Annotated in this window: 26 protein-coding genes and 1 tRNA gene; 19 read left to right on the forward strand and 8 right to left on the reverse strand. The window is 67.5% G+C overall.

Features of this window, described 5'->3' with window-relative positions:
* Nucleotides 1-15 precede the first annotated feature (15 nt).
* Nucleotides 16-795 carry a metal-dependent transcriptional regulator gene (locus GV792_RS07215; RefSeq protein WP_256668599.1) on the reverse strand — a complete coding sequence of 260 codons (780 nt, stop codon included), beginning with the start codon at nucleotides 793-795 and terminating at the stop codon, nucleotides 16-18.
* A gap of 135 nt (nucleotides 796-930) precedes the next feature.
* Between GV792_RS07215 and GV792_RS07220 the strand changes: the two genes are divergently transcribed.
* The 5 genes from GV792_RS07220 to GV792_RS07240 all read left to right on the forward strand — a co-directional run bounded on the left by GV792_RS07220 (nucleotide 931) and on the right by GV792_RS07240 (nucleotide 6,640).
* A complete protein-coding gene (locus tag GV792_RS07220; RefSeq protein ID WP_175583325.1) occupies nucleotides 931-1,899 on the forward strand; it encodes a bifunctional riboflavin kinase/FAD synthetase in 969 nt (322 codons plus the stop codon).
* A 147-nt stretch (nucleotides 1,900-2,046) separates the two neighbouring features.
* A complete protein-coding gene (gene rpsO, locus GV792_RS07225; protein ID WP_163822959.1) occupies nucleotides 2,047-2,316 on the forward strand; it encodes a 30S ribosomal protein S15 in 270 nt (89 codons plus the stop codon).
* A gap of 377 nt (nucleotides 2,317-2,693) precedes the next feature.
* The gene (locus tag GV792_RS07230) at nucleotides 2,694-4,964 is read left to right on the forward strand and encodes a polyribonucleotide nucleotidyltransferase (protein ID WP_163822960.1); all 2,271 of its coding nucleotides are present in this window, start codon (nucleotides 2,694-2,696) and stop codon (nucleotides 4,962-4,964) included.
* Nucleotides 4,965-5,044: 80 nt separating this feature from the next.
* Nucleotides 5,045-6,358, forward strand: coding sequence for a M16 family metallopeptidase (locus GV792_RS07235; RefSeq protein WP_175582947.1), 1,314 nt, complete (start codon nucleotides 5,045-5,047; stop codon nucleotides 6,356-6,358).
* A 69-nt stretch (nucleotides 6,359-6,427) separates the two neighbouring features.
* Nucleotides 6,428-6,640 (forward strand): hypothetical protein, encoded by a 213-nt coding sequence (locus tag GV792_RS07240; protein WP_163822961.1) that lies wholly within the window; start codon nucleotides 6,428-6,430, stop codon nucleotides 6,638-6,640.
* 6 nt (nucleotides 6,641-6,646) lie between these two features.
* Here GV792_RS07240 and GV792_RS07245 read toward each other — a convergent pair whose 3' ends face one another.
* On the reverse strand, nucleotides 6,647-6,979 hold the full coding sequence (locus GV792_RS07245) for an ArsR/SmtB family transcription factor (protein WP_163822962.1): 333 nt from the start codon (nucleotides 6,977-6,979) through the stop codon (nucleotides 6,647-6,649).
* Nucleotides 6,980-7,074: 95 nt separating this feature from the next.
* On the opposite strand from GV792_RS07245, the gene GV792_RS07250 reads away from it, so the two are divergent.
* Nucleotides 7,075-8,286, forward strand: coding sequence for an MFS transporter (locus tag GV792_RS07250; RefSeq protein WP_163822963.1), 1,212 nt, complete (start codon nucleotides 7,075-7,077; stop codon nucleotides 8,284-8,286).
* A gap of 75 nt (nucleotides 8,287-8,361) precedes the next feature.
* Here the strand turns inward: GV792_RS07250 and GV792_RS07255 are convergent, their stop codons facing one another.
* A complete protein-coding gene (locus tag GV792_RS07255; RefSeq protein ID WP_163822964.1) occupies nucleotides 8,362-8,757 on the reverse strand; it encodes a hypothetical protein in 396 nt (131 codons plus the stop codon).
* A gap of 113 nt (nucleotides 8,758-8,870) precedes the next feature.
* A complete protein-coding gene (locus GV792_RS07260; protein WP_163823215.1) occupies nucleotides 8,871-9,266 on the reverse strand; it encodes a VOC family protein in 396 nt (131 codons plus the stop codon).
* Nucleotides 9,267-9,509: 243 nt separating this feature from the next.
* On the opposite strand from GV792_RS07260, the gene dapB reads away from it, so the two are divergent.
* The 7 genes from dapB to GV792_RS07295 all read left to right on the forward strand — a co-directional run bounded on the left by dapB (nucleotide 9,510) and on the right by GV792_RS07295 (nucleotide 15,647).
* Nucleotides 9,510-10,262 carry a 4-hydroxy-tetrahydrodipicolinate reductase gene (gene dapB / locus GV792_RS07265; protein WP_163822965.1) on the forward strand — a complete coding sequence of 251 codons (753 nt, stop codon included), beginning with the start codon at nucleotides 9,510-9,512 and terminating at the stop codon, nucleotides 10,260-10,262.
* A gap of 65 nt (nucleotides 10,263-10,327) precedes the next feature.
* On the forward strand, nucleotides 10,328-10,771 hold the full coding sequence (locus tag GV792_RS07270) for a hypothetical protein (RefSeq protein WP_163823217.1): 444 nt from the start codon (nucleotides 10,328-10,330) through the stop codon (nucleotides 10,769-10,771).
* A gap of 27 nt (nucleotides 10,772-10,798) precedes the next feature.
* The gene (locus GV792_RS07275; RefSeq protein ID WP_175582949.1) at nucleotides 10,799-11,251 is read left to right on the forward strand and encodes a flavodoxin family protein; all 453 of its coding nucleotides are present in this window, start codon (nucleotides 10,799-10,801) and stop codon (nucleotides 11,249-11,251) included.
* A gap of 96 nt (nucleotides 11,252-11,347) precedes the next feature.
* Nucleotides 11,348-12,049 (forward strand): response regulator transcription factor, encoded by a 702-nt coding sequence (locus GV792_RS07280; protein ID WP_163823221.1) that lies wholly within the window; start codon nucleotides 11,348-11,350, stop codon nucleotides 12,047-12,049.
* Complete coding sequence (locus GV792_RS07285; protein ID WP_175584050.1) at nucleotides 12,013-13,335, forward strand: ATP-binding protein; 1,323 nt, start codon at nucleotides 12,013-12,015, stop codon at nucleotides 13,333-13,335. The genes GV792_RS07280 and GV792_RS07285 overlap by 37 nt, the downstream gene beginning before the upstream one ends.
* Nucleotides 13,328-14,347 carry a hypothetical protein gene (locus tag GV792_RS07290; RefSeq protein WP_175583326.1) on the forward strand — a complete coding sequence of 340 codons (1,020 nt, stop codon included), beginning with the start codon at nucleotides 13,328-13,330 and terminating at the stop codon, nucleotides 14,345-14,347. Before GV792_RS07285 ends, GV792_RS07290 begins: the two co-directional genes overlap by 8 nt.
* 88 nt (nucleotides 14,348-14,435) lie before the next feature.
* Nucleotides 14,436-15,647, forward strand: a complete 1,212-nt coding sequence (locus GV792_RS07295) for a winged helix-turn-helix domain-containing protein (RefSeq protein ID WP_163822967.1) — start codon at nucleotides 14,436-14,438, stop codon at nucleotides 15,645-15,647.
* Between the two features lie 72 nt (nucleotides 15,648-15,719).
* On the opposite strand, the gene GV792_RS07300 is transcribed toward GV792_RS07295, so the two are convergent.
* Nucleotides 15,720-16,235, reverse strand: coding sequence for a hypothetical protein (locus GV792_RS07300; protein ID WP_163822968.1), 516 nt, complete (start codon nucleotides 16,233-16,235; stop codon nucleotides 15,720-15,722).
* A 208-nt stretch (nucleotides 16,236-16,443) separates the two neighbouring features.
* Between GV792_RS07300 and dapA the strand changes: the two genes are divergently transcribed.
* From dapA to GV792_RS07315, 3 genes are all read left to right on the forward strand, one after another.
* The gene (dapA, locus tag GV792_RS07305; protein ID WP_163822969.1) at nucleotides 16,444-17,367 is read left to right on the forward strand and encodes a 4-hydroxy-tetrahydrodipicolinate synthase; all 924 of its coding nucleotides are present in this window, start codon (nucleotides 16,444-16,446) and stop codon (nucleotides 17,365-17,367) included.
* Nucleotides 17,364-19,370, forward strand: coding sequence for a ribonuclease J (locus GV792_RS07310; protein WP_163822970.1), 2,007 nt, complete (start codon nucleotides 17,364-17,366; stop codon nucleotides 19,368-19,370). The genes dapA and GV792_RS07310 overlap by 4 nt, the downstream gene beginning before the upstream one ends.
* 223 nt (nucleotides 19,371-19,593) lie before the next feature.
* Entirely contained in the window at nucleotides 19,594-22,221 is a 2,628-nt protein-coding gene (locus tag GV792_RS07315) for a DNA translocase FtsK (RefSeq protein WP_163822971.1), read from the forward strand.
* A 203-nt stretch (nucleotides 22,222-22,424) separates the two neighbouring features.
* Here the strand turns inward: GV792_RS07315 and GV792_RS07320 are convergent.
* Nucleotides 22,425-22,510: transfer RNA gene (locus GV792_RS07320), tRNA-Tyr, on the reverse strand.
* A 678-nt stretch (nucleotides 22,511-23,188) separates the two neighbouring features.
* Here GV792_RS07320 and GV792_RS07325 point away from each other — a divergent pair.
* On the forward strand, nucleotides 23,189-24,166 hold the full coding sequence (locus GV792_RS07325) for a TerC family protein (RefSeq protein ID WP_163822972.1): 978 nt from the start codon (nucleotides 23,189-23,191) through the stop codon (nucleotides 24,164-24,166).
* A gap of 37 nt (nucleotides 24,167-24,203) precedes the next feature.
* On the opposite strand, the gene GV792_RS07330 is transcribed toward GV792_RS07325, so the two are convergent.
* Both GV792_RS07330 and GV792_RS07335 read right to left on the reverse strand, forming a co-directional pair.
* Nucleotides 24,204-24,491, reverse strand: coding sequence for a YciI family protein (locus GV792_RS07330; RefSeq protein ID WP_163822973.1), 288 nt, complete (start codon nucleotides 24,489-24,491; stop codon nucleotides 24,204-24,206).
* Nucleotides 24,492-24,528: 37 nt separating this feature from the next.
* A complete protein-coding gene (locus GV792_RS07335; RefSeq protein ID WP_163823225.1) occupies nucleotides 24,529-25,011 on the reverse strand; it encodes an amino-acid N-acetyltransferase in 483 nt (160 codons plus the stop codon).
* Nucleotides 25,012-25,253: 242 nt separating this feature from the next.
* Here GV792_RS07335 and pgsA point away from each other — a divergent pair, with 242 nt between their 5' ends.
* Nucleotides 25,254-25,910 (forward strand): CDP-diacylglycerol--glycerol-3-phosphate 3-phosphatidyltransferase, encoded by a 657-nt coding sequence (gene pgsA, locus GV792_RS07340; protein WP_256667992.1) that lies wholly within the window; start codon nucleotides 25,254-25,256, stop codon nucleotides 25,908-25,910.
* Nucleotides 25,907-26,410, forward strand: coding sequence for a CinA family protein (locus GV792_RS07345; protein WP_163822974.1), 504 nt, complete (start codon nucleotides 25,907-25,909; stop codon nucleotides 26,408-26,410). The genes pgsA and GV792_RS07345 overlap by 4 nt, the downstream gene beginning before the upstream one ends.
* The last annotated feature ends 47 nt before the right edge of the window (nucleotides 26,411-26,457 follow it).

Raw genomic sequence — 26,457 nt, forward strand, 5'->3', positions numbered from 1 at the left:
CGGCCTGCGGGATGGTCAGAGTGCGGTCAGCCAGATCGCGTCGGCGGCCGGTGTCCCCAAGTCCACCGGCTGATCGTCGGCACCCACCCGGATGGCGATGGTGCCCGCGAAATCACGGCGCTCCACCACCGTGATCGGGGTGTCCAGCGAAATGCCCACCTCGTCGAAATACCGCAGCATGGCCGGATCGGAATCGGAGATCCGCGCGACCCGTCCCACCTCGCCGTCACCGAAGTCGCTGAGCTGACGGGCCGGGGGAGTGGGAACCGCGCCGTCGACCGACGGAATCGGATCACCGTGCGGATCGCGGTCCGGATAGCCCAGTTTCGCGTCGATGCGCGCCATCAGCAGGTCCGAGACCGCGTGCTCGAGCACCTCGGCCTCGTCGTGCACCTCGTCCCAGCCGTACCCGAGCTCGTTCACCAGGAAGGTCTCGATCAACCGGTGGCGGCGCACCATCGCCACCGCGGCCAGCCTGCCATGCTCGGTGAGCGTGATCGCGCCGTAGCGGGCATGCTCGACCAGACCCTGATCGGCCAGTTTGCGCACCGCCTCGGACACCGTGGACGCCGACACCCCGATCCGCTCGGCGAGCAGTTTGGTCGACACCTTCTCCTGCGACCACTCCTGTGCGGTCCAGATGACCTTCAAATAGTCCTGGGCGACCGACGACAGCACCGGTGCGATCGTGGTCGCATCCACGCCGCTCGCGTCGGGATTGCCGGTGACGGCGTCGGCCAGTTCCCGTCGGGTGGCGATATCTCGTTTACCGGGCACATCTCCGAGCTTAGGCATAGGAGCAGCGATACACACATCACGCCATGCGGGGGAAACCCGCTATTCGCCGGGCCCTCACCGGGGCGACATCGAGCCGGTGCGATCAGCATGCCGGAATACTGTTCGACACCTGATTTGCGTAGGCTGCGCACTGTGCAGAGATGGCGAAGTCTCGACGACGTCCCCGCGGACTGGGGCCGGTGCGTGCTCACGATCGGCGTGTTCGACGGTGTCCACCGTGGGCACGCGCAGCTGATCAGTCGGGCCGTCAAGTCCGCTGCCGCACGCGGGGTTCCGGCGGTGCTGATGACCTTCGATCCGCATCCGATGGAAGTGGTCCGTCCCGGCTCGCATCCCGCGCAGCTGACCACGTTGACCCGTCGCGCCGAACTCGCCGAGGAACTCGGCGTCGACGTCTTCTGCGTCATGCCGTTCACCCACGAATTCATGAAGCTGCCCCCTGGCCGCTATGTGCACGACCTGCTGGTCGAGCGGCTGCACGTGGCCGAGGTCGTGGTCGGTGACAACTTCACCTTCGGGAAGAAAGCCGCGGGCACCGTCGAGACCATGCGCGAACTCGGCCACCGTTTCGGGTTCGAGGTCGACGGGGTGACGCTGCTGGGTGAGCATGCGGTCACCTTCTCCTCCACCTACATCCGTGCCTGTGTCGACGCAGGCGATATGGCCGCCGCCGCTGAAGCGCTCGGGCGCCCGCACCGGGTCGAGGGCGTCGTGGTGCACGGCGACGGCCGCGGCCGCGAGCTCGGATTCCCCACGGCCAATGTCGCGCCGCCCATGCACGCCGCCATCCCCGCCGACGGGGTATACGCGGGTTGGTTCACCGTGCTCGGCCCCGGACCGACCATCGGCACCGTCACCCCCGGTGAACGCGCCATGGCCGCGATCTCGGTCGGCACCAACCCCACCTTCTCCGGACGCGCCCGCACCGTCGAGGCCTATGTGCTCGATGGTGAAGCCGACCTCTACGGCCAGCATGTGGCCGTCGACTTCGTCGAGCATCTGCGCGGTATGCAGAAGTTCGATTCGCTGGACGAGCTCATCGCGGCCATGGGCCGCGATGTCGCCGGGGCACGCAAGGTCCTCGGCGGCGCCGACGCCTGAGCGCCTCAACCGCGCTGACCCCGCGATTCGGTCCGTCGCGCGCGGTCCGGTAGGGTGGATCCTCGGGTTTGCTGCGGTCCGCGGTGGCATCCCAACCGGTTCGCCGGATCCTCGAGCGCGGAACTGAGAAACAGGAGTGGATGCCCCATGGCGTTGACCACCGAGCAGAAGAAGGCGATTCTCGCCGATTACGGCCTGCACGAGACCGACACCGGTTCGCCGGAGGCGCAGATCGCGCTGCTGTCCAAGCGCATCGCCGACATCACCGAGCACCTCAAGAAGCACAAGCACGACCACCACACCCGCCACGGTCTGATGGCGCTGATCGGTCGTCGCAAGCGTCTGTCGAAGTACCTTGCCGACAAGGACATCGCGCGCTACCGCACCTTGATCGAGCGTCTCGGTCTGCGTCGCTGATCTTCGCGTCCTCCGCCCTGCCACCGCGACGACACGCGGTTTCGGCAAGGCAGTAGACGACCCGGCCAACGGGGAGCTTACAATCTCCCCGTTGGCTTTTTCGTGCCCGGGGGAGAAATCACCCCTGCACGACAACACAGCCGTATGCACCCGTCCCCGTGGCGTCGGTCTTCGGTAGTGGCCTTTCGGCCGGTGGTCAACCGCCGGAGGGCTTCGATCGATGACCGCCTCCGCGTCGCCGTATCCAAGGGGATACCGGCCGGGTGTGCGCGTCGCAGCCAGGAGGGCTGCCGCGTGCCCTGCCAGGTATGGCTGACATAGCCGGATCGCGCCGATGGGCGCCGGGTCCGGCGAGACGAGAGGTTGAGAGAAGAGAAATGTCCGAAACCACCGAACGCGCGAACACCTCGGCCGTCGAGGTCGAGCCCGGAGTCTTCGAATCCGTCGCGCTGATCGACAACGGGAGCTACGGCACCCGCACCATCCGCTTCGAGACCGGCCGCCTGGCGCGTCAGGCCGCCGGTTCGGTCGTCGCCTACCTCGACGACGAGACCATGCTGCTGTCGGCTACTACCGCCGGTAAGCACCCCAAGGACCAGTTCGACTTCTTCCCGCTGACGGTCGACGTCGAGGAGCGGATGTACGCCGCTGGCCGCATCCCCGGTTCGTTCTTCCGCCGCGAGGGCCGCCCCTCCACCGACGCGATCCTCACCTGCCGCCTGATCGACCGGCCGCTGCGCCCGTCGTTCGTCGACGGCCTGCGCAACGAGATCCAGGTCGTGGTCACGGTGATGAGCCTGGACCCGAAGGATCTCTACGACGTCGTCGCGATCAACGCGGCCTCGGCATCCACCCAGATCGCGGGCCTGCCGTTCTCCGGCCCGGTCGGTGGTGTGCGTGTCGCCCTGATCGAGGGCCAGTGGGTCGCGTTCCCGACCGTGGAGCAGCTCGAAGGTGCCGTATTCGACATGGTCGTCGCGGGCCGCGTGGTCGAGTCCGGTGACGTCGCCATCATGATGGTCGAGGCCGAGGCCACCGACAAGGTCATCGAACTGGTCGCCGATGGCGCGCAGGCACCGACCGAGGCCATCGTCGCCGAGGGCCTCGAGGCGGCCAAGCCGTTCATCGCTCGCCTGTGCCGCGCCCAGGCCGACCTCGCCGAGCTGGCCGCCAAGCCGACCGGTGAGTTCCCCCTGTTCCCGCCGTACGAGGCCGATGTGTTCGAGGCCGTGGAGGGCACCTCCAAGCGTGAACTGAACGAGGCCCTGAGCATCGCCGACAAGCAGGAGCGCGAGGCGAAGATCGACGAGATCAAGCTCGATGTGCTCTCGCGCCTTGGCGAGGACTTCGTTGGCCGCGAGAAGGAGCTCGGCGCGGCGTTCCGCTCGGTCACCAAGAAGCTGGTGCGTCAGCGCATCCTCACCGACGGTTTCCGCATCGACGGCCGCGGCCTCGCCGATATCCGCGCCCTGTCCGCCGAGGTCGCCGTGGTGCCGCGTGCGCACGGTTCGGCGCTGTTCGAGCGCGGTGAGACCCAGATTCTCGGTGTCACCACCCTCGACATGGTCAAGATGGCCCAGCAGGTCGACTCGCTTGGCCCCGAGACCAGCAAGCGCTACATGCACCACTACAACTTCCCGCCGTTCTCCACCGGTGAGACCGGCCGCGTCGGCTCGCCGAAGCGGCGCGAGATCGGCCACGGCGCCCTCGCCGAGCGCGCCCTGATGCCGGTGCTGCCCAGCCAGGAAGAGTTCCCCTACGCCATCCGTCAGGTCTCGGAGGCGCTGAGCTCCAACGGCTCCACCTCGATGGGTTCGGTGTGTGCCTCGACCCTGTCGCTGCTGAACGCCGGTGTGCCGCTCAAGGCGCCGGTCGCCGGTATCGCCATGGGTCTGGTGTCGGACACCGTCACCAACGACAAGGGTGAGGACGAGGTCCGCTATGTCGCGCTGACCGACATCCTCGGCGCCGAAGACGCCTTCGGTGACATGGACTTCAAGGTCGCCGGTACCCGCGAGTTCGTCACCGCGCTGCAGCTGGACACCAAGCTGGACGGCATTCCCTCCAAGGTGCTCGCCGGCGCGCTGAGCCAGGCGCACGACGCCCGCAACACCATCCTGGACGTGATGGCCGAGGCCATCGCGACCCCGGACGAGATGAGCCCGTACGCTCCGCGCGTCACCGCGATCAAGATCCCGGTCGACAAGATCGGCGAGGTGATCGGGCCCAAGGGCAAGGTGATCAACCAGATCACCGAGGAGACCGGCGCCAACATCTCCATCGAGGACGACGGCACCGTGTTCGTCGGCGCGACCGACGGCCCGTCGGCGCAGGCCGCGATCGACCAGATCAACGCCATCGCCAACCCGCAGTTGCCCAAGGTGGGCGAGCGCTTCCTCGGCACGGTCGTCAAGACCACCGCCTTCGGCGCGTTCGTCTCGCTGCTTCCGGGTCGCGACGGTCTGGTGCACATCTCCAAGCTGGGCAACGGTAAGCGCGTGGCCAAGGTCGAAGACGTGGTCAACGTCGGCGACAAGCTGCGCGTCGAGATCGCCGATATCGACAACCGCGGCAAGATCTCGCTGATCCCGGTCGAGGAGAACGCCGACGAGCCCTCCGCCGATGCGGATGCGCCCTCGGGCGAGTAGTACTTGACGGTGTGACGAAGCAGAACTCGGCAACCCCCTTGCTCTTCAACGGGCAGGGGGGTTTGTCGCTGGATTGGCGGGTGAGCAAAACGGAGACGGCGACCGAGACCGGAGTTCGGCGCACGGTGTTGCCGGGTGGATTGCGGGTGGTGACCGAACACCTTCCCGGCGTGCGTTCGGCATCGATCGGTGTGTGGGTCGGGGTCGGTTCCCGCGATGAGGGACCGACCGTCGCCGGGGCCGCGCACTTCCTCGAACATCTGCTGTTCAAGGCCACCCCGACCCGCAGCGCGCTCGATATCGCGGAGGCGATGGACGCGGTCGGCGGTGAGCTCAACGCGTTCACCGCCAAGGAACAGACCTGCTACTACGCCCACGTCTTGGACGAGGATCTGCCGCTGGCGGTGGAGCTGGTCTCGGACGTGGTGCTCAACGGGCTGTGCCGGTCGGTCGACGTGGACGTCGAACGACAGGTGGTGCTCGAAGAGATCGCCATGCGCGACGACGACCCCGAAGACCTGGTCGGCGATGCGTTCTTGACCGCGCTGTTCGGCGATCACCCGATCGGACGCCCGGTGATCGGCTCGGTCGAGTCCATCGAGGGGATGCGCGCCAACCAGCTGCGTTCCTTCCATCAGCGCCGCTACCGGCCGGACCGGATGGTGGTCGCGGTGGCGGGCAATGTGGAGCACGAGCACACCGTGGAACTGGTGCATCGCGCGTTCGCCGACCGCCTCGATCCGACTGTTGCGCCGGTGCCCCGTCGCGAGGGCCGGTTTCGAGTGCGGACCGCACCCCAGCTGCAATGGAGCTACCGAGACAGCGAACAAGCGCACCTGGTGTTCGGTGTGCGTGCCTTCGGCAGGCATGAGGGTGAGCGTCGCTGGCCGCTGTCGGTGCTCAACACCGTCGTCGGCGGTGGGTTGAGTTCGCGGCTGTTCCAACGCATCCGGGAAGAACGCGGCCTGGCGTACTCGGTGTATTCCAGTGTGGACACCTTCGCCGATACCGGGGCGTTCTCGGTGTACATCGGCTGCCAGCCGGAGAACCTGGCCGAGGTTGCTGCCCTGGCCCGCGGCGTCCTGGAAGAGGTCGCCGAGGACGGCATCACCGACGCCGAATGTGCCCGCGCCAAGGGCTCGCTGCGTGGGGGACTGGTACTCGGACTGGAAGATTCCGCCTCGCGGATGAACCGCATCGGCCGCAGCGAACTCAGTTACGGCAACCACCGCAGCGTTTCCGAGACCCTGGCCCGCATCGACGCCGTCACCACCGAGGAAGTCAGCGATATCGCCCGAACACTGCTGGCCAGGCCCTTCGCCGCCTCGGTGGCGGGCCCGTACCGGCGCACGCGTGACCTACCCGCGGCGGTCCGCAGGCTCGTAGCCGACTGATTCCGGCCGTGCCTGCGGGTGGGTGGCGAGCGGTAGCGATCGTCCTCGACTGCCGTCGACTCATCAGTGGTGCTGTTCGATGCCGCAGAGTCCGACAGAATCTCCGGTGACGGCCGAGGGCCGGTATTCGCAGTCACCGGCCGAGCGCCGGGCAGCGGTGTCGCGCTCTCCGGCGCTGAGGTCGCGATGAGCGTCATCGACCTCGATGCGCGGTCCGGGTCGTGGCGGGCGACGGTCCGCGATCTGCGCGCGCCGGCCGGCAGCCACCCGGTGGTCGGGTAGATCCGCTCAGGCGCGCTGCGCTCGGTTGGCGGCATCGACAACCGAAACCAGCAGGCCCGGCAGTGCGTCGTCGAGGGCGTCGGTGCGTAGCCGCTGGCAGGTCTGGCCGTCGACGACCAGGCGTTCGATGACGCCTGCTTCGCGCAGGATCTTGAAGTGATGGGTGGCGGTCGACTTGTTGATCACGTCGTAGAGCGCACCGCAGCGCACCGCGGTGCCCGCATTGCTGAGCCGGCGCACCATCTCCAGGCGCACGGGATCCTGCAGCGCGCCGAGCACAACGGGAAGCGCGGCCACGGGGTGGACCTCGGTGCCGGTGACCGCTGTGGTGTCCGTCATGACCTACCTCACTCGGGGGTTTGATGATCGTCGTACCGTGCGCTAGGGTAACGATTTGGTTCGATCATTATCAAACTTACCTGATCGGGGTTTCGATGGCAGCGACAACGGCAGTGCCCGGCCAGGAGCGCACATCGCAGTCGTGGGCGTACGCTCTGGTGCTGGCCGCCAGTGGTGTCGCGCTCGGGGTGTCGGGTGTGCCCGCGCCGCTGTACGGCATCTACGAGCGGGAATGGCATCTGTCGCCACTGACCACCACCATCGTGTTCGCCGTCTATGCGGTCGCTGCGCTGGGAGCGGTGCTGGTCTCGGGTCGGATCTCCGATGTCGTCGGGCGCAAGCCGGTGCTGCTGGGTGCGTTCGCCACGATGATCGTCGGGCTGGTGGTGTTCATGCTGGCCGATACCGTGCCGATGCTGTTGCTGGCGCGAGCCCTGCACGGATTTGCGGTGGGGGCGACCGTGGTCGCGGGCGCGGCGGCGCTGCTGGATCTGCGTCCACACCGCGGCGCCCGGTCCGGTCAGCTCACCGGTGTCGCATTCAATGTCGGTATGGCGGTGGCGATTCTGGGTTCGGCGCTGCTCGCGCAGTACGCCCCGAATCCGCTGCGCACGCCGTATGTCGTGATCAGCGTGGTCTGCTTGATCATCGGCGTCGGTGTCCTGGCGTTGCGGGAACCGCACGCCGCGCGGGTGGCGGGTCGGATCCGGATCGCCAAGCCCGCAGTGCCGCAGGAGATCCGCGGTGATTTCTGGTTCTCCGCGATCGGTGTGATGGCGGCATGGTCGGTGCTCGGTGTGCTGCTGTCGCTGTATCCCTCGCTTGCTGCCCAACAGACCGGTATCCACAATCTGGTGTTCGGCGGTGTGGTGGTCGCTTCTACCGCCTTGTCTGCGGCACTGGCACAACTGTTCGCCACAGGGGTGCCCGCGCGGGCGGCGGCGATCATCGGCGATATCGGGATGGCGATCGCATTGCTGCTGACGGTGCCTGCCCTCGGCACGCACAACTGGGTCGCGGTCATCGGTATCGGCCTGGCGCTCGGCGTCACCTTCGGTCTAGGTTTCGGTGGATCGTTGCGACATCTGTCGAATGTCGTGCCACAGCACAAGCGTGGCGAGACCATGTCGGCGTACTACTTGCTGGCCTACTCTGCGATGGCACTGCCCACCGTTGTGGCGGGCTGGGCTGCCACAACATGGGGTTTGAGCACGGTGTTCCCGTGGTTCGTTGGTGCGGTGGCGGTGGCCTGCCTGATCGCGGCCGGTCTCGGTGCCCGGCGCGGACGTGCCGAAGCGACGGTCTGAGCCCGGGCGAGCTCTGAGCCGAGGTGGCGGGATGGTAAGGGCGAGGGCCTGATCCCCGGCGAGGGCCGCGGCCGATCAGTCCGGGGCGACCGCGGTTTCGTGGACGGTCAGCCACTGCACGCCGGGTTGTCCGTCCGGCGATACCAGCACCGCGCTCACGCGGCGGCGCGATATCTGTCCGGCGTGGTGGTGTGATTCCAGGAATCGCACCACTATTATTCCGGATTCCTCCGTGAGTTGTTCGAGTTCGGTGATGTCGATGCGCAGTCCGGGAAGCGCATTTCGCGCACCACGAAGCCTGGCCATCAATTCGTTTCGCCGCACGGTTTCCCCGGTAGTGCTCACCATCGAAAATGCTTCGTGTTGTGCGGCGGCGAATCGATCGAAAACCGAATCGGGCGCGTCCGAGCCGAGCCAGGTGGCCAGGTCGGTGTGCAATTCTTCGACGGCGGCGATGATGTCGGTGCCCATGCGGTATCCATTCCATTGCGGTGTGGCTGTGCCCGATGATCGAACTGTTGCTGCCGTGGTGCTGTTCCGCGACGGGTGTACGAAGGGGCCGGGTCGTACCCCGGCCCCGATCGCTACTGCGGCCAGCCGCCGTACGGGACGGTGATCAGCTCCATGTAGTGCCCACTGGGGTCGAGGAAGTAGATCCCCCGGCCGCCGTCGTTGTGGTTGATCTGCCCGGCGTCCTGTTGACGCGGATCGGCCCAGTACTCCAGCTTGTAGCGCCGGATCTTGTCGTAGGCCGCATCGAACTCGGCGTCCGACACAAGGAACGCATAGTGCTGGGGCTGGATATCGCCGATATGGGGTGGCACGTTGGCGAAATCGAAGGTGACGCCATTACCGGTGGCGACCGGAATGAACGGACCCCATTCGGCTCCGATGTCCACACCCAGAATGTCCGCCCAGAATTCGGCGGATACCCGATTGTCCTTGCATCCGACAATGGTGTGATTGAACTGTACTGACAGGGGAATTTCTCCTCGAGTAGTGACGATCCCGACCCCGGGCTCGGTACAAGGCGGCCAACGGGAGCACCGTCACAAGAGATCACATTAACGGCTGTTCCGCGACGCTGCCAACCCCCGATTTCGATTGCGACACCGCAGCATCGGGCGACTGTGACCGGGCCCGCAGGTGGGCGCGCCGACCACGCCGCAGCGGAACGTTAGGCTCGGCGGACAAGAGCTGGACGAGAAGTAGGGAGACCAATCGTGACCGCACCGATTCGGGTGGGTGTGCTCGGCGCGCAGGGCAAGGTCGGACAGGCGATCTGCGCGGCGGTCGAGGCCGCCGCCGATCTGGAGCTGGTCGCGGCCGTCGACAAGGACGACGCCCTGGAGAAGTTCCTGGAGACCGGAACCCAGGTCGTAGTCGACTTCACCCACCCCGACGTGGTGATGGGCAATCTGAAGTTCCTCGTCGAACACGGCATCCACGCCGTCGTGGGCACCACCGGCTTCGACGCCGCCCGCCTCGACGAAGTGCGCGGCTGGTTGGCGGCCAGGCCGCACGTCGGTGTGCTGATCGCGCCGAACTTCGCGATCGGTGCGGTGCTGTCGATGCGGTTCGCCGAGCAGGCGGCGCGCTTCTTCGAATCGGTCGAGGTCATCGAGCTGCACCACCCGAACAAGGCCGATGCGCCGTCGGGCACCGCCTACCGCACCGCAGGGTTGATCGCCGAGGCCAGGGACAAGGCGGGCGTCGGCCGCAGCCCCGACGCCACCAGCACCGAGCTCGAGGGTGCGCGCGGCGCCGACGTCGACGGTGTGCGAGTGCATTCGGTGCGCCTGGCGGGCCTCGTCGCGCATCAGGAGGTGCTGTTCGGCACACAAGGGGAAACGCTGACCATCCGGCACGACTCGATCGACCGGTCGTCCTTCGCCCCCGGTGTGCTGCTGGGCGTGCGTCGTATCGCCGACCGCCCCGGACTCACCGTCGGACTCGATCCGCTGCTCGACCTGTGAGCGCCGAGGATCCGGTCGAACCGGAGGGTGCGGGACCGAGCCGGGATGTCGTCAAGGTCGTCGCCATGGTGGCGGTGCTGGTGCTCGTGCTTGTCTTCTACTTCCTGATGCTCGGCCGGATCGCGATCAGCCTGATCGGCGACGGTGGCGGTGCCGCCGTCGCCATCGGGATCGGGGTGCTGATCCTGCCGTTGCTCGGCGTGTGGATGGTGTACGCCACCGTGCGCGCCGCACTCGCGCATCAACATCTGGCCCGACGCATCCACGACGAAGACCTGGAACTGGATGTGTCGCAGCTGCCGCGGCGGCCATCGGGACGGATCGAGCGCGCCGCCGCAGACGAGCTGTTTCTGAAGGTCAAACAGGAATGGGACGCCGATCCCGACAACTGGCGGGTCTCCTACCGGCTGGCCCGCGCCTATGACTATGCCGGCGACCGCGGCCGGGCCAGGGCCACCATGCGCCGCGCGGTGGAGCTCGAGAAACACGAACGCGAGCAGCGCGGGTAGCGGCTGCCCCGGGATACCCTCGTCGACGTGCCGCGACTGCTGATCGTCCACCACACACCGTCACCGTTCATGCAGGCGATGTTCGAGGCGGTGATGTCCGGCGCGACCGACCCGGAGATCGAAGGCGTTGAGGTCGTGCGCCGGGCAGCGCTCGCGGTGTCGCCCACCGACGTGCTGGAAGCGGACGGGTATCTGCTCGGCACCCCGGCCAACCTCGGATACATGAGCGGCGCCCTCAAACACGCCTTCGATGTCATCTACTACCCCTGCCTCGACTCGACCCGCGGACGGCCGTTCGGGGCGTACTTCCACGGCAACGAGGGCACCGAGGGGGCCGAGAGGGGCGTCACCTCCATCACCACCGGGCTGGGATGGGTGCGGGCCGCCGACTACGTGGTGGTGTCGGGCAAACCGACCAAGGGCGATCTCGACGCATGCTGGGAACTCGGTGCGACGGTCGCGGCCGGCTTGGCGCCCTGACCCGCCCCCGATTATTGGTGGCTGACCACGCGACGGTTCGGCAGGCATACTTCTCACAGAACCAATGTGCGGTCCGCGGTGGACCGAGTTGCTCGGATGGGAGTTGTCGAGGTGACGTGGGCCGAAACGGTCGAGAGCACACCACGCCGAATAGGGCTGGTCGAAGACCATGAGTCGGTCGCGATCGGCCTGGCGGCGATGCTCGCTCCGCATCCCGATCTCGACCTGGTGGCGACGGCGGGCACGGTGGCCGAACTGCTCGCCGATCCCGCGGTAGCCGATCCGGTCGATCTGGTGGTACTGGATCTGCGGCTGGCCGACGGATCCACCCCCGAGGACAACGTGCGCGCATTGCGTGAGCGCGGCATGGAAGTGCTGGTGTTCACTGGCGCGGATAATGCCTTCCTGGTGCGTTCGGCCGCTCGCGCCGGAGTGCTCGGGGTGGTACGCAAATCCGAGGATGTGCCGACCGTGGTCGCCGCGGTGCGCCGAGCCGCCTCCGGTGAGCAGGTCGTCACCACCGACTGGGCCGCCGCCATCGATGGCGACCCCCAGTTGTCCAGCGTCGGGTTGAGCCCGCGCCAGGAAGAAGTGCTCACCCTCTACGCGTCCGGGGAAAAGGCGTCGCGGGTGGCCCGGCTGACCGGGTTGTCGGAACAGACCGTCAACGACTATTTGGGCCGGATCCGGCAGAAGTACTCCGACGCTGGTCGGCCCGCCCCGACCAAGACGGATCTGTACAAGCGTGCGGTGGAGGACGGATGGCTGCCGGTCCCCGAGCGGCATCCTCGCCCGTGATCGCGTCCGGCTTGCTGGACACCGCACCGACCACGCCCGCCACCCCGCTCGACCGAGTTCGTGCGACCCGATGGGGGCGCGGGCTGGCCGCGGCGTCGCGTGATACGGCTGCCGACGGCGCCTCCGAACGCATCCTGCGCCGATTCGGCCTGGTCGTCGGCCTGGCCGGGGTGATCGCCGCGCTGGTCGAACTGCCCGAGATCGCCGATCAGAGCCGAGATATCGCTCTGAGCTGGACGATCAGCGCGGTCCTCTTGGCCTTCGGCGTTTTCCCGGTGCTGGCGTTCGTCTCGATCGGTGCGCGGCCCAGAACCATTCGCCGGGTCAGTGGCGCCGCCGCGATCAGCTTCCTGGCGGCCATGGTGGTGATCATGCTGGCCTACTCCCAGCCCACCGATGCCATCGGCTCGGTCTGGGTCTATCGCGTGCTCGCCCTCGGTGTGCTCGCAGCCGCGCTGGCATGGCCGACGGGGCCGGCCATCGGCTACCTGTTGGTCGGATCGGCACTGTCTGCCGTGGTGAATCTGTTCGTGGTGCCCGATGTTTCGCCCTTGGCGACGGCGGGCGACTTCGCGCGGGCGGCCGGGCTGTGTGCGTTGTTCCTGTGGTGCGTGGTCTACGCCAGGGCCGCCGGTGTCCGGGTCGACCTGGAGTCGGAAGTCGCGGGCAGCCAAGCCGCCGCCGTGGCGGGCGCCGCGGCCCGCGACCGGGAGCGCGCCCGGTTCGCCGCGCTGATTCACGATGCGGTGCTATCGACACTGCTGGATGCCTCCCGCGGCGGCACCGAATCGCCAGTGCTGCGCCGACAGGCCGAGCGCACCCTGGAACAACTCGACGAATCGCGCGCGGGCAGCACCGATCCCGACCATCTGGACGCGCAGTCGGCCATCGGCTTTCTGCGTTCGGCGGTGCACGAGGTGAACCCTGGGATCGAGTTCACCGCACGGCGCACCGCCGGGTTCGACGACCTGCGCCTGCCGGTGACCGCCGCGAGCACGATCGCTGCCGCCCTGGCCGAGGCCGCGCGCAACAGTTTGCGCCATGCCACGGTGCCGGGCCGGGAAGTGCATCGCACCGTCACCGTGACGGTCAGCGCCGGTGGTATCCGTACCGAAATGCGCGACGACGGTGCCGGATTCGATCAGAACCTGGTGCCGGTGGACCGGCTCGGTATCTCGGTCAGCATCCTCGGCCGGATGCGCCAGCTCGCGGGCGGCGCCGGATTCGTGGAATCCCAACCGGGCCATGGTACGACGGTGACATTGGTGTGGGGTGGCGATGGCTGAGACGAGTACGGACTTCGGATTGCGCGATCTACTCGGCCTGCGCGGCGCCGCGGGCTGGCTGTTCCTCGCCATCCTGGAGCTGACCATCGTGCTGTACATGGTGCGCAACTTCACCGAGGCCTCGGTCGTGCCCGCCACCGCCGCGATGGTGCTGCTGGTGGTCTCCGGTGTGCTGGTGCTGATGATCCCGGTGGATCCGCTGCCATGGCTCGCCACCACCTACATCGTGATCGCAGGCCCATTGGCCACGGCGTTGACCACCTTCGACATCCAGGAGTACGCCTCCAGCCAGGTGTGGACCGCGTTCGCCTCGTCGTATGTGCTCGCGGTGCTGGCGCTGCGCGGCCGGATGGGCGCGGCCTGGCTCGGTGTCGCGGGCGTGGCCGTCGTGGTCGCGGTCGTCGGTGCGGTCGCCGGCTTGTCGGCGGGGGTGATCGTGGGCTCGATCGTGCCGGTGGCCACCGTTGCGGGGGTGTCGGTGTGCGTGCTGATCATGCGACCCACCCAGCGTTCCCTGCGGCTACTGCGTGAGGAGGCGACCATGCGTGCGGCCGCCGAGGCCACCATGGCCGCCGAGAACGGTGAACGTGACCGTCAGCTCGCCCGGCTGGACAAGGTGGCGCGGCCGATCCTGGAACGCATCGCCGACGGTGTCGAACTCACTCCGTTCGAACGCGAACAATGCCGGCTGCTCGAGGCCGAGCTGCGTGACGGCCTGCGCGCACCTCAACTCGCCACCGACGAACTCAACAGCGCCGCACGGGGTGCGCGTTCGCGCGGGGTCGAGGTGGTGTTGCTCGACGACGGTGGCTTCGACGGGGTGGCGCGTTCGGCGCGGCGCCGGGTCATCGAGGCCGCCACCAGGGAGCTGGATGCGGCCAACGCGGGCTCGGTGACCGTGCGCATCCTGCCGACCGGCCGTCGCATCCTCGCGACCGTCCTCGCCAACGCGCCGGATCAGGATCGACGCACCGAGATCGACGTGGCGGGTGAGGTGACCGTCTCCACCTGACGGGCTCGGAGATCGTGCGCATCCTGGCGACGGTGCCGGCGAATACACCGGATCAGGACCTGTCGTACCTCCGTGGCACAGTGCGGGTATGCGGACGATGAGTGCGGCGGCGGCGCGGCGGACGGTGCTGGCGGCGCAAGGTTTCGGTCGGCCGAGGCCGGCGAAGGCGACACGGCGAACGCTTCTCGGCGTGCTGGGCAGAACCCAACTGCTGCAATTGGATTCAGTCTCCGCAGTGGTGCGTGCGCATTACGCGCCGGTCTTCAGCCGGATCGGCGTCTATGATCGCGCGCTTCTCGACGAGGCCACTTGGCATACCGGAACCCGGCGTCCGCGGGCGCTGGTGGAGTACTGGGCGCACGAGGCGGCCCTGATCCCGGTCGAAGACTGGCCGTTGATGCGTTGGCGCATGGAGCGTTATCGGCAGGGCCGATGGGGTGGCGCGCGGGCGGTGCTCGAGCGCAATCCGACGCTCGGCAAAGACATCCTCGATGTCATCGCCGAAGTCGGTGCGGCGAGTGCCGGAGACGTGGAACGTCATCTGGAGCTGGACAAACCGCGCCCGCCGGGGTCCTGGTGGAACCTCAGTGACACCAAGATGATCTGCGAACAACTCTTTGCCGCCGGTGAGCTTTCGGTGGGGCGTCGAGTCGGCTTCACTCGGCACTACGACCTGGCCGAGCGGGTACTGCCCGCCGATGTGTTCGGCCGGTCGGTGCCCGAGGCCGAGGCCCTACGGGAACTGGTGCTGCGTGCTGCGACCGCACTGGGGGTCGCCACCGAACCGGATCTGCGTGACTACTACCGGCTGGCCAGCGCGCAGACCCGGCCCGCCATCGCCGAACTCGTCGATGCGGGCGAACTGGTCCCGGTCGACGTCGCCGAGTGGGGCGCACCCGCCTACGTGCGTTCGGGCGCGGTGACGCCGCGCAAGATCGACGGCGCCGCCCTGCTGTGCCCGTTCGACCCGCTGATCTTCTTCCGCGCCCGCACCGAACGGATCTTCGACTTCCATTATCGGATCGAGATCTACACCCCCGAACACAAGCGGGTGCACGGGTACTACGTCTTCCCCTTCCTGCTGGATGGCGAGCTCGTTGGGCGGGTAGATCTGCGCGCCGAACGCGGCACCGGCCGGCTGCGGGTCCCGGCCGCGTTTGCCGAGCCCGGCCACAGCGACACACGGACAGCGCAGGCGTTGTCGGTCGCGCTGCGGGAGATGGCCGACTGGCTGGAACTCGACGACATCGTCCTGGGCGATCGTGGAGACCTCATGCCGATACTGCGCGCCGCGAGCTGAAGCCAGGCAAGCAAGTGCTTCGTGCGCCGAGGCCGCCGCGCGGTAGGCGTCCCTTTGCCGATCGGCTCGAGCTCAGGCGGGGTTGTCGGTGTCGCGCGAGGAACTGCCGGTATCGCGGGCGGAGCTGCCGGTATCGCGTTTGGGGCTGCTGCCATATCCGCCGTAACCACGCATCTGGTCTCGCAGCGCGCCCGAGACCACGCCCGACATCCATGAGTTCAGCGATTGCCCACTTTGTGCCGCGGCCTCCTCGGCGCGGGCCTTCACCTGCTCAACCAGACGTAGGGTGACCCGGCTGATGTCGCCTGTCATGTCCTCGATGGTCGGGTGCTCGGACTCGGCGGCGGGGTTTTTGCGCACATCGACGGTGGCGTCGGTGCCGTCCATCGACACGTGCACGGTGCGGTCTCCGAGCGCGGCGCCGACCTCGGTGGCCATATCGGACAGGGCCGACAGCAGCACCAGTCGCTGCGAACTCTCCACGGCCGCGGCCAGAGCGGCGGCCGTGGCCTGGGTCTTCTCATCGCCGAGGGCCGCCGCGGCGACCAGATCCGCGCGCAAACGGGCGGTGTATTTGTCCAGATCCATGACACCAGTGTGACGTCATATCTGATGTCATTCAAGGAAGATTTTGGCGTCACAGCGACGCTATGAGACGGGTATCATGTGCCACGCGTCTCCGAACGGCGACGAGGGTGTCGAGGGTGTGTCCCGGACCGGGTAGCCTTTCTGACCATGACGAACGGTGAATCGACGCCGACACCGCGGTGCGAGGCGCAGGCCCGGAGGCGGCAGCATGCGTAACCACCAAGGGCCGGGCAGCGCTGGCGATCCGACCCGACTGCGTGCCTCCGGCACGGTCGGCGTCGCGATGGTGACCCCTTTCAGTGCCGAGGGCAAGCTCGACGTCGACGCCGGCGTCGCACTGGCGGCTCGCCTGGTCGACCGCGGTGTCGATCTGCTCGCGATCTCCGGCACCACCGGTGAATCGCCGACCACCACCGAGTCGGAGAAGGCCGATCTGCTGCGCGCCGTTGTCGACGCCGTCGGCTCCCGCGCCACCGTGATCGCCGGTGCGGGCACCTATGACACCGCGCATTCGGTGGAGCTCGCGCGCAACGCGCAGCGGGCGGGTGCTCACGGTTTGCTGGTCGTCACGCCGTACTACTCGCGGCCCACCCAGGAAGGCTTGATCGCGCATTTCACCGCGGTCGCCGATGCCACCGATCTGCCGGTGACGCTCTACGACATTCCGCCGCGTTCGATCGTTCCGATCGCCTCCGACACCATCCGCCGCCTGGCCGAGCATCCGCGCATCGTCGCGGTCAAGGACGCCAAGGGCGATCTCAATGCCGGCGCCGAACTCATTGCCACCAGCGGCCTGGACTTCTACTCCGGCGACGACACGCTCAACCTGCCGTGGCTGTCGGTCGGTGCGACCGGATTCATCAGTGTTATCGGACATCTCGTGCCGGAACGACTGCGCGAGCTCGTGGAGGCATACACCTCCGGTGACGTGGTGCGCGCCCGCGAGATCAATGCCGGCCTGGTGCCGTTGAACGCTGCGATGGCGCGCCTCGGCGGTGTCGCGATGTCCAAGGCGGGCCTGCGCCTGCTCGGTGTCGATGTCGGTGAGCCGCGATTGCCGCAGCTCATGCCCGGTCCCGATCAGGTCGATCTGCTCAGCGCCGACCTCCGGGCCGCCGGGGTGCTCGGATGACGGCCCCGCTAGGCCGTCGCCCTCGCCGCTCCGCCAGCCGCAGTGCCGGCCCCGCCGAGCCACGCCCGCCGCAGCCCGCGCCCGAGCAGGAAAAGCCTGCCGGCGCAACGCCTTCCGCGCCGAGCGAGGCCGAGCAGCCCGCCGCCGCGGCACCCGAGAAGAAGACGGCCGCGAAAGCCGCCGCGCCGGCGAAATCGGCTGCGCCCGCCGAATCTCGCGGTGGTCAGTCCGACCGTCCGCGCCGCCAGGGGCGGTCCCGCCAGGGTGGTCGTGGCCGCGGCGATCAGTCCGCCCCGCAACCGGATCCGCGCGCTGCCCTCGCGCCGCAAGACCGTCTCGGCACACCGCCGAAGGCGCCGCGAAACGGCCTTCGGGTCTTCGCGCTCGGCGGTATCGGCGAGATCGGCCGCAACATGACCGTCTTCGAATACGGCGGCAAGCTGCTCATCGTCGACTGTGGCGTGCTGTTCCCCGAAGATCAGCAGCCCGGCGTCGACCTGATCCTGCCCGACTTCCGCCCGATCGAGGATCGGATGGACGATGTGGTCGCGGTCGTGCTCACCCACGGCCACGAGGACCACATCGGTGCCGTGCCGTTCCTGCTGCGGTTGCGCCCAGACATCCCGGTTGTCGGATCGAAGTTCACCCTCGCGCTGGTCGCGGCGAAATGCCGTGAACACCGCCAGCATCCGAAGCTGGTGGAGGTCACCGAGGGGCAGCACACCACGCACGGGCCGTTCGGCTGCGAATATTTCGCGGTCAACCACTCGATTCCGGACGCCATCGCCGTCGCCATCCGCACCCCCGCCGGCGTCGCACTGCACACCGGTGACATCAAGCTCGACCAGCTGCCGCTCGATGGCAGGCTCACCGACCTCGCCGGGTTCTCCCGGCTCGGCGACGAGGGCGTCGACCTGTTCCTCGTCGACTCCACCAACGCCGAAGTTCCCGGCTTCGTCACCCCCGAACGCGAGATCGGCGGGGTGCTCGACACGGTGATCGGCAAGGCCAAGGGCCGGGTGATCGTTGCCTCCTTCGCCAGCCACGTGCACCGCATCCAGCAGGTCGTCGACGTCGCCCAGAAGTACGGGCGCCGGATCTGTTTCGTCGGACGCTCCATGGTCCGCAATATGCAGATCGCGCAGGATCTCGGCTATCTGACGGTGCCCGACGGCCTCGTCGTCGAGCTCGATCAGGCCGCGACCCTGCCCAGCGACAAGCTTGTGCTGATCTCGACCGGTTCGCAGGGCGAACCGCTGTCGGCGCTGTCGCGGATGGCGCGCGGCGATCACCGCCAGATCAACATCAGGGCCGACGATCTCGTGGTGCTTGCCTCCTCGCTGATCCCCGGCAACGAGAACTCGGTCTTCGCCGTGGTCAACGGTCTGGCCCGGCTCGGCGCCTCGGTGATCACCCAGCAGAGCGCGAAGGTGCACGTCTCCGGCCACGCGTCCGCGGGCGAGCTGCTCTACCTGTACAACGCGGTGCGGCCGACCAATGCCATGCCCGTGCACGGCGAATGGCGGCACCTACGCGCCAACGCGGCGCTCGCCGTGGCCACCGGCGTTCCGGAGGACCGCGTGGTTCTCGCCGAGGACGGTGTGGTGGTCGATCTGGTCGACGGCATCGCCTCGATCGTCGGCCGGGTGCCGGTCGGTCACGTCTACGTCGACGGCCTGTCGGTCGGCGACGTCGGCGAATCGACCCTGTCGGACCGCCTCGTCCTGGGTGAGGGCGGTTTCATCGCCATTACCGTCGCGATCGACGAGACCACCGGTAAGGCGGTGAGCACACCGGAGGTGAGCGGTCGAGGGTTCTCCGACGACCCGACCGCACTCGCGGATGCCGCGCAACTGGTCGAGTCCGAGCTGCTGCGCTTGGCCGGGGAAGGCATCACCGACACCCACCGCATCGCCCAAGGCGTGCGCCGGGTGGTCGGGCGCTGGGTGGCCGATACCTATCGGCGCCGTCCGATGATCGTGCCGACCGTCATCGGGGTCTGACAACAGCACACCATCGCTTGAAACCCGCCGGATACGACGTCATCCGGCGGGTTTCTGCTGTCGGCGCCGCGGCAGGCGCGGTGTGTCGGCGTGTCCCGCACCGCAGTCCGGTGCATGATGAAACCTCATCACCTGGGCATTCGCCCCGCTCATCCGTATTAGTTACAGGCGATACCAGTGTTGCGGATGGTCCTGATGGTGCGTTTACGGCTAGCCTGAGTCCATGGCAGGTAAGTCCCGCAGCACCACGACGACTCGGGCGCGGGCGGGATCGGCACGGGGGCGGACGACTGCGGCCTCCTCGCGTTCGGCTACGAACAACCCATCTCGTTCGGCGACTCGCACCGGTTCCGCCGCACGCGGGCGCACCACGGCGGCCCGCGGCCGCGCGTCGGCCGGACGGGTCCGGGCCGCCGGTCGCCGGCCGGCCCGGCGCCGATCCGATACCGCACCGTTGGCCGTCATCGGGCGCGGGATCAGCAGCGGCTGGACCATGCTCGCGCGTGGTCTCGGCGCCACCACCCGCACGCTGAGCCGGGCCGGCGAGATCGAGCACGGCCACCGGCGCGACGGTATCGCGCTCGGCCTGATCGCACTCAGCGCAGTGATCGCCGCCGCCGTCTGGCTCTCGGCGGGCGGGCCGATCGGGCATTTCGTCGACGACGCGATCCGCGCGGTGTCCGGGTCGGCCTCGGCCGCCTTGCCGTTCGTTGCGGCGGGAATCGCGCTGGTGCTGATGCGCACCGAACCGCATCCGGAGATCCGGCCGCGCCTGGTGCTCGGCGGTCTGCTCATCGGGCTGCCGTTGCTCGGGCTCTGGCATCTCGCCGCGGGCGCCCCGACCGACGCGCACGGGCGTTCGCGTGCCGCCGGCTTCGTCGGGTTCGTGATCGGCGGTCCGCTCACCGACGGGCTGACGGCCTGGTTGTCGGTACCGATTCTGTTGCTGGCCATCGTCTTCGGCCTGCTGCTCGTCACCGGGATCACTGTGCGTGAACTGCCGGAACTGTTCCGGCACTACTTCGGCACCGCCAGTGGTGGCGACGAATACGACGACTACGACCCCGAATTCGCGAGCGGGGGTTATGACGCCGAAGGCTTCCCGCTCTCGCGCGGTGGTTCCCGTCGCCGGGGCCGGACTCCGGCGGAGAACTATCCGACCGACGAGTTCGCCGGTTCCGACGCCGTCACCGAGGCGCTGGGCGAACCGCCGCTGCGCGACGCCAAACCCATCGCCGAGCAGGCGCAGGCCGACCCGCCGAAACCGAAACCCAAGCCGAAACCGGCGAAGGCGGTGGATCAGACACCGCCACCGCCGAAGGAACCGGAGTTCGTGACCGACCGGGTCATCGAGGGCGACTACACGCTGCCGCCGATGAACCTGCTCACCGACGGTGAACCGCCCAAGAAGCGCAGTGCCGCCAACGAATCGATGATCGAGGCGATCACCGAGGTGCTGGTGCAGTTCAAGATCGATGCCGCGGTCACCGGATTCGTGCGAGGACCGACGGTCACCCGGTACGAGGTCGAGCTCGGACCCGGTGTGAAGGTCGAGAAGATCACCGCACTCGCCCGCAATATCGCCTATGCGGTCGCCACCGAGAATGTGCGCCTGCTCGCACCGATCCCGGGCAAATCCGCGGTGGGTATCGAGGTACCCAACTCCGATCGAGAACTGGTGCGGCTGGCCGATGTGCTCAAGGCGCCCTCCACCCGCAACGACCATCACCCGCTGGTGATCGGACTCGGTAAGAACATCGAGGGCGAGTTCCTCTCGGCGAACCTGGCCAAGATGCCGCATCTGCTGGTGGCCGGCTCCACCGGTTCCGGTAAGTCGAGCTTCGTGAACTCGATGCTGGTGTCGCTGCTGCAACGGGCCACCCCGGACGAGGTCAGGATGATCCTGATCGACCCGAAGATGGTGGAACTGACCCCCTACGAGGGCATTCCGCATCTGATCACGCCCATCATCACCCAGCCGAAGAAGGCGGCCGCCGCACTGGCCTGGCTGGTGGAGGAGATGGAGCAGCGCTACCAGGACATGCAGGCCAACAAGGTTCGCCATATCGACGATTTCAACAGGAAGGTGAAGTCGGGCGCGATCACCGCGCCGCTGGGCAGCGAACGTGTCTACCGCCCGTACCCCTACATCCTGGCCATTGTGGACGAGCTCGCCGACCTGATGATGACCGCGCCGCGTGACGTCGAGGACGCCATCGTGCGCATCACCCAGAAGGCGCGCGCCGCCGGCATCCATCTGGTGCTGGCGACTCAGCGTCCGTCGGTCGATGTGGTGACGGGCTTGATCAAGACGAATGTGCCGTCCCGCCTGGCGTTCGCGACCTCGTCGCTCACCGACTCGCGCGTCATCCTGGACCAGCCGGGGGCGGAGAAACTCATCGGCATGGGTGACGGCCTGTTCCTGCCCATGGGTGCCGGTAAGCCCACCCGTCTACAGGGCGCCTACATCAGCGACGAAGAGATCCATGCCGTCGTCGAGTTCACCAAGAACCAGGCCGAACCCGAGTACACCGAGGGCGTGACCGCGGCCAAGGCGGGGGAGAAGAAGGACGTCGATCCCGATATCGGCGACGACCTGGATCTGTTCGTGCAGGCGGTGGAGTTGGTGGTCACGTCACAGTTCGGGTCCACCTCGATGCTGCAACGCAAGCTACGGGTCGGGTTCGCCAAGGCAGGCCGGCTGATGGATCTGATGGAGACGCGCAATGTGGTGGGTCCGAGCGAGGGGTCCAAGGCGCGCGATGTTCTCGTCAAGCCGGATGAGCTGGAAGGGCTGCTGTGGTCGATTCGCGGCGGTGGGGGCGAGGCGCCCGAGGAGTCGGAGGACTGAGTCCGCGGTCTTGTCCGGAAGGTTTGCTCTGGCCGATCCGCACTGCCGCTGTGGCATGCGGGATCGGACGAGGAGTGACCTCCGCCGAAGCTCACCGTGGAGTCGAACCACGCGACCGGGCCTTATGAGAGCCCGGCGGCAACCTGCGTGAGCCATGGGCCGAGTGCGTCGTGGCACTCGGGGTTAATCGAGAATTCGGGAATTGGTGGCAGCAGGAGGATTCGAACCTCCGATGGCGTAATGCACCTGATTTACAGTCAGGCCCTTTCGTCCGCTCGGGCATACTGCCGTGCTGATTCGTGTGCAATTTATGCGCACACGAAAAAGGGGCCATTCCTGGCTGTCGCCTGGAATGACCCCTTGCTGGATCGTGAAGATCGAGCTAGGGGCCGCTCCGGGCGCGAGCGAGGCGATCGGCATACATCCTGGCCTCGGGCATGGCGAATCCGCTGAGCCGGCGCGCTACGCCGAGTCGGCACAACTGCCGCTCATGAATGCGCTGCACGTTCATGGCTCGAGCCTTTCGTCTGAAGTGTTGATACGTGGGTGATTTCGATGACAGGAATCACGGTAGCACTCGAATAATGTTCAAGAAAGGCCTTTTTCGGCTCCGATCAATTGCTGCTTGCTCATGAGAATCGGAGGGGCCGACAACCCATATGTTCGGCACGATGGGTCGAGGTGGTGTCGTGCATGACTACCGGCGTGCCGACGAGGCGGGATCGAGCTGGTGAGATGACCTCACGGGGTGGCAGTCAGTGCATCGCCGCGACTGCGGACACGATGGCCCACGCACCGGACGCGATGCGGTCGTCTGCGAGAACAGGGCGGTGAGACGGCTGTCATGGAGTGGCAGAGATGCCCGATCGATGTGAAATCATGGTGAGCAACCAACCCGCAAGCCGAGCGAATCGGGCAAATCGGGCATGATTGACGCCATGATCCTCACTGTCGATAGGGGCGCACCATGCAGGTGACCGCGCTGGAGTGGGGGATCACCATCGCGGTGATCCTCGGCTTGTTCGTCTTCGATTTCTTCGCCCACGTACGCACGCCGCACGAGCCGACCTTCCGGGAGTCCGGCTTCTGGTCGGCGGTCTACATCGGCCTTGCGCTGGCCTTCGGCGGTTTCATCGCCTGGAAGTGGGGCGGGACGTTCGCGGGTGAGTATTACGCCGGCTTCGTCACCGAGAAGGCGCTCTCGGTGGACAACCTGTTCATATTCCTGATCATCATGTCGACCTTCGCGGTGCCACGGATCTACCAGCAGAAAGTCCTGCTCATCGGCATCGTGGTGGCTCTGGTGATGCGCGGTGTCTTCATCGCCGTCGGCGCCGCCGCGATCAGCGCGTTCAGCTGGGTCTTCTACCTGTTCGGACTGTTCCTGGTCTACACCGCGGTCAAACTGCTGCGGGAGAGCGGTCACGAGGTCGAGGAGGAGGAGAAACGCGACAGTCGCATCGTCGCGCTGACCAAACGCCTGGTGCCGACCACCGACGAATACGACGGCGACAAACTGATCACCAGGATCAACGGCCGACGCGTGGTCACCCCGATGCTGCTGGCCCTGCTGGCCATCGGCTTCGCCGATCTGCTCTTCGCGCTCGACTCGATTCCGGCCATCTACGGCCTGACCGAACAGCCCTACATCGTCTTCGTGGCGAACGCGTTCGCGCTGATGGGCCTGCGTCAGCTGTATTTCCTGATCGGTGGCCTGCTCGACCGGCTGGTGTACCTGTCCTACGGCCTGTCCGCGATCCTGGCGTTCATCGGTGTGAAGCTGGTGCTGCACGCACTGCACGAGAACACGCTGCCGTTCATCAACGGCGGTGAGCACGTTTCGGTGCCGGAGATCTCCACTGCGTTCTCGTTGTCGGTGATCATCGGGATCCTGGCGGTGGCGACCGTGGCCAGCCTGCTCCGCACCAGGCAGACGGCAAAGTAGCGGCAACTCGGTGGCGCCGGTCCGGCGCCACCGGTGTTCACGCGTCGCTCATTGCTCCGAAGATGGGCAGCCACTCGTTCACTCGGACGTCGGTGATCAGGTTCTGTCTGGCGAACGGGTCCTCCGCCAACATCGCCTGCAACGCCGACTCATCATCGGCGCGGAACACCAGCAGTGCGCCCGAACCGTCGGGATAGGGCCCGCTGGTCAGCAGGGCGCCGTCCGCGAGCCGATCGGACAGCCAGCCGCGGTGCACGGGACGATGCTCGTCGCGGCCGGGCACGGTGTCGGCGGTGTAGGTGTAGTGGACGGCGAACAGCGGCACGATCGATCGCTTTCTGTCGAGGGCGGGGCAGGACCGCTCAGAGGGTGAGCAGCATCCGGGTGTTGCCGAGGGTGTTCGGCTTGACGTAGCTGAGGTCGAGGAATTCGGCGACACCGGTGTCGTAGGAGCGGCACATCTCGGCGTACACCTCGGCAGTCACCGGTGTCCCGTCGATCTCGACGAACCCGTGCCTGGAGAAGAAATCCACCTCGAAGGTCAGCACGAAGACCCGGCCCAGCTCCAGCTCCCTGGCCACTTCGATCAGCCGCCGCACGATGAGCTTGCCCACACCGTGGCCCTTGACATCCGGGTGCACCGCGACGGTGCGCACTTCGCCCAGGTCGGCCCACAGCACGTGCAGTGCACCACAGCCGACCACTCGGCCGTCGAGTTCGGCCACCCAGAATTCCTGTACCGCCTCGTACAGGTTGACCAGATTCTTCTCCAGCAGGATCCGGCCCGAATAGACGTCCACCAGGGCTTTGATCGCGGGGACGTCGGAGGTTCGGGCGCGGCGCATGGTCGGGACACGATCATGCGCGCCGGCCGATCCGGTGGCGGACGTGTTCAACGGTGCCGCGTCTGCCGGATCGGCGGGCACCGCGGCGGGTGCGTCGCTGGTCGAACCACTCAGTGGTCCCCGTGAGGTCATGGGGTGCACAGTAGTCGGCGCCGCTACCGATAGTCTGGAGATGTGCCGCACACCCAGTCGTACCGCTCAACGCATCGCGCCGGGCAGCGCGACTGGACCGAGAGGCGGCCATGAGCGTGCAACCCGACGAAATGGATCGCGGTTGGTCCGGGCCGGCGCCGCTGCGCCCCGGCCTGGTAGCCCCGCCGGCCGAGCCCGCCGTTCCGCTGCTGAACATCGCGAATGTCCTGACCATGGCCAGGATCGCGCTGGTTCCGCTGTTCGTGCTCGCGCTGTTCGCCGGAGGTGGTCACGACACCGCGTGGCGGGTCACCGCAGCCGCACTGTTCGGACTCGCCGCCATCACCGACCGGTTCGACGGGCAACTGGCCCGCAAATACGGTCTGGTCACCGACTTCGGCAAGCTGGCCGACCCCATAGCGGACAAGGCGCTGATCGGCTCGGCCCTGATCGGGTTGTCCGTGCTCGGCGACCTGGCGTGGTGGATAACGATCGTCATCTGCGGCCGTGAGCTCGGTGTGACGTTGTTGCGGTTGGTCGTGGTGCGCCGTGGTGTCATCCCCGCCGGACGCGGCGGCAAGCTGAAGACCCTGGTGCAATCGCTGGCGATCGCGGTCCTGGTGCTGCCGCTCGCGGGTGGGTTCGCCACCGCGGGGATGGCACTGATGTGGGTGGCGCTGGTGCTGACCGTGGCCACCGGACTCGATTACGTCGGTCAGGCGGCGCGCGTCTGGTTCGCCGGCTCCGCCCGCAACCGCGCCGCATGAACGATCCGCTCACCGCGGGCGTACCCGCCGCCGAGCTGGTGGCCGCGCTCACCGCGGCCGGTCAGACCGTCGCCACGGCCGAATCGCTGACCGCGGGCCTGCTCAGCGCCACCATCGCGGGTGTCCCCGGTGCCAGTGTGGTGCTGCGCGGTGGACTGGTGGTGTACGCCACCGACCTCAAACACAGCTTGGCAGGTGTAGGTGCCGACGTGCTCGCCACCGAAGGTCCGGTCGCCGCAAGCACCGCCGAACAGCTCGCCGTCGGCGCCAGGACCCGCTGCGGCGCCGACTGGGGAGTCGGCCTGACCGGCGTCGCCGGACCGGATGAGCAGGGCGGTTACCCGGTCGGCACGGTGTTCCTCGGCTTGGCCGGCCCCGGGCACACCGAGGTGATGCGGTTGAAACTGTCCGGCGACCGGTGGAACATCAGACTCGGTGCGACCCGGACCGCCGTCGCCGAGCTCCTGCGCTGTGTGCGAGGGCCGGCGATAACGGACTGAGTTCGCGGGCGAGATACCTCGTTCGGGAACCAACCGGACGCGCCGAG

The sequence above is a fragment of the Nocardia cyriacigeorgica genome, from assembly GCF_010868145.1.
Lineage (GTDB): Bacteria > Actinomycetota > Actinomycetes > Mycobacteriales > Mycobacteriaceae > Nocardia > Nocardia cyriacigeorgica_D.

Bases quoted from the DNA above. Each gene is read 5' to 3' on its own strand.
- GV792_RS07245 (WP_163822962.1), bottom strand. From the start codon at position 6,979: ATGACGGACACCACAGCGGTCACCGGCACCGAGGTCCACCCCGTGGCC.
- GV792_RS07325 (WP_163822972.1), top strand. From the start codon at position 23,189: ATGCAGGTGACCGCGCTGGAGTGGGGGATCACCATCGCGGTGATCCTC.
- GV792_RS07270 (WP_163823217.1), top strand. From the start codon at position 10,328: ATGGTGGCGGTGCTGGTGCTCGTGCTTGTCTTCTACTTCCTGATGCTC.
- GV792_RS07335 (WP_163823225.1), bottom strand. From the start codon at position 25,011: ATGCGCCGCGCCCGAACCTCCGACGTCCCCGCGATCAAAGCCCTGGTG.
- GV792_RS07280 (WP_163823221.1), top strand. From the start codon at position 11,348: ATGGGAGTTGTCGAGGTGACGTGGGCCGAAACGGTCGAGAGCACACCA.
- GV792_RS07345 (WP_163822974.1), top strand. From the start codon at position 25,907: ATGAACGATCCGCTCACCGCGGGCGTACCCGCCGCCGAGCTGGTGGCC.
- GV792_RS07255 (WP_163822964.1), bottom strand. From the start codon at position 8,757: ATGGGCACCGACATCATCGCCGCCGTCGAAGAATTGCACACCGACCTG.
- GV792_RS07300 (WP_163822968.1), bottom strand. From the start codon at position 16,235: ATGGATCTGGACAAATACACCGCCCGTTTGCGCGCGGATCTGGTCGCC.
- GV792_RS07295 (WP_163822967.1), top strand. From the start codon at position 14,436: ATGCGGACGATGAGTGCGGCGGCGGCGCGGCGGACGGTGCTGGCGGCG.
- GV792_RS07285 (WP_175584050.1), top strand. From the start codon at position 12,013: ATGGCTGCCGGTCCCCGAGCGGCATCCTCGCCCGTGATCGCGTCCGGC.
- GV792_RS07290 (WP_175583326.1), top strand. From the start codon at position 13,328: ATGGCTGAGACGAGTACGGACTTCGGATTGCGCGATCTACTCGGCCTG.
- GV792_RS07250 (WP_163822963.1), top strand. From the start codon at position 7,075: ATGGCAGCGACAACGGCAGTGCCCGGCCAGGAGCGCACATCGCAGTCG.
- GV792_RS07215 (WP_256668599.1), bottom strand. From the start codon at position 795: ATGCCTAAGCTCGGAGATGTGCCCGGTAAACGAGATATCGCCACCCGA.
- GV792_RS07310 (WP_163822970.1), top strand. From the start codon at position 17,364: ATGACGGCCCCGCTAGGCCGTCGCCCTCGCCGCTCCGCCAGCCGCAGT.
- GV792_RS07230 (WP_163822960.1), top strand. From the start codon at position 2,694: ATGTCCGAAACCACCGAACGCGCGAACACCTCGGCCGTCGAGGTCGAG.
- rpsO (WP_163822959.1), top strand. From the start codon at position 2,047: ATGGCGTTGACCACCGAGCAGAAGAAGGCGATTCTCGCCGATTACGGC.
- GV792_RS07315 (WP_163822971.1), top strand. From the start codon at position 19,594: ATGGCAGGTAAGTCCCGCAGCACCACGACGACTCGGGCGCGGGCGGGA.
- dapA (WP_163822969.1), top strand. From the start codon at position 16,444: ATGCGTAACCACCAAGGGCCGGGCAGCGCTGGCGATCCGACCCGACTG.
- pgsA (WP_256667992.1), top strand. From the start codon at position 25,254: ATGAGCGTGCAACCCGACGAAATGGATCGCGGTTGGTCCGGGCCGGCG.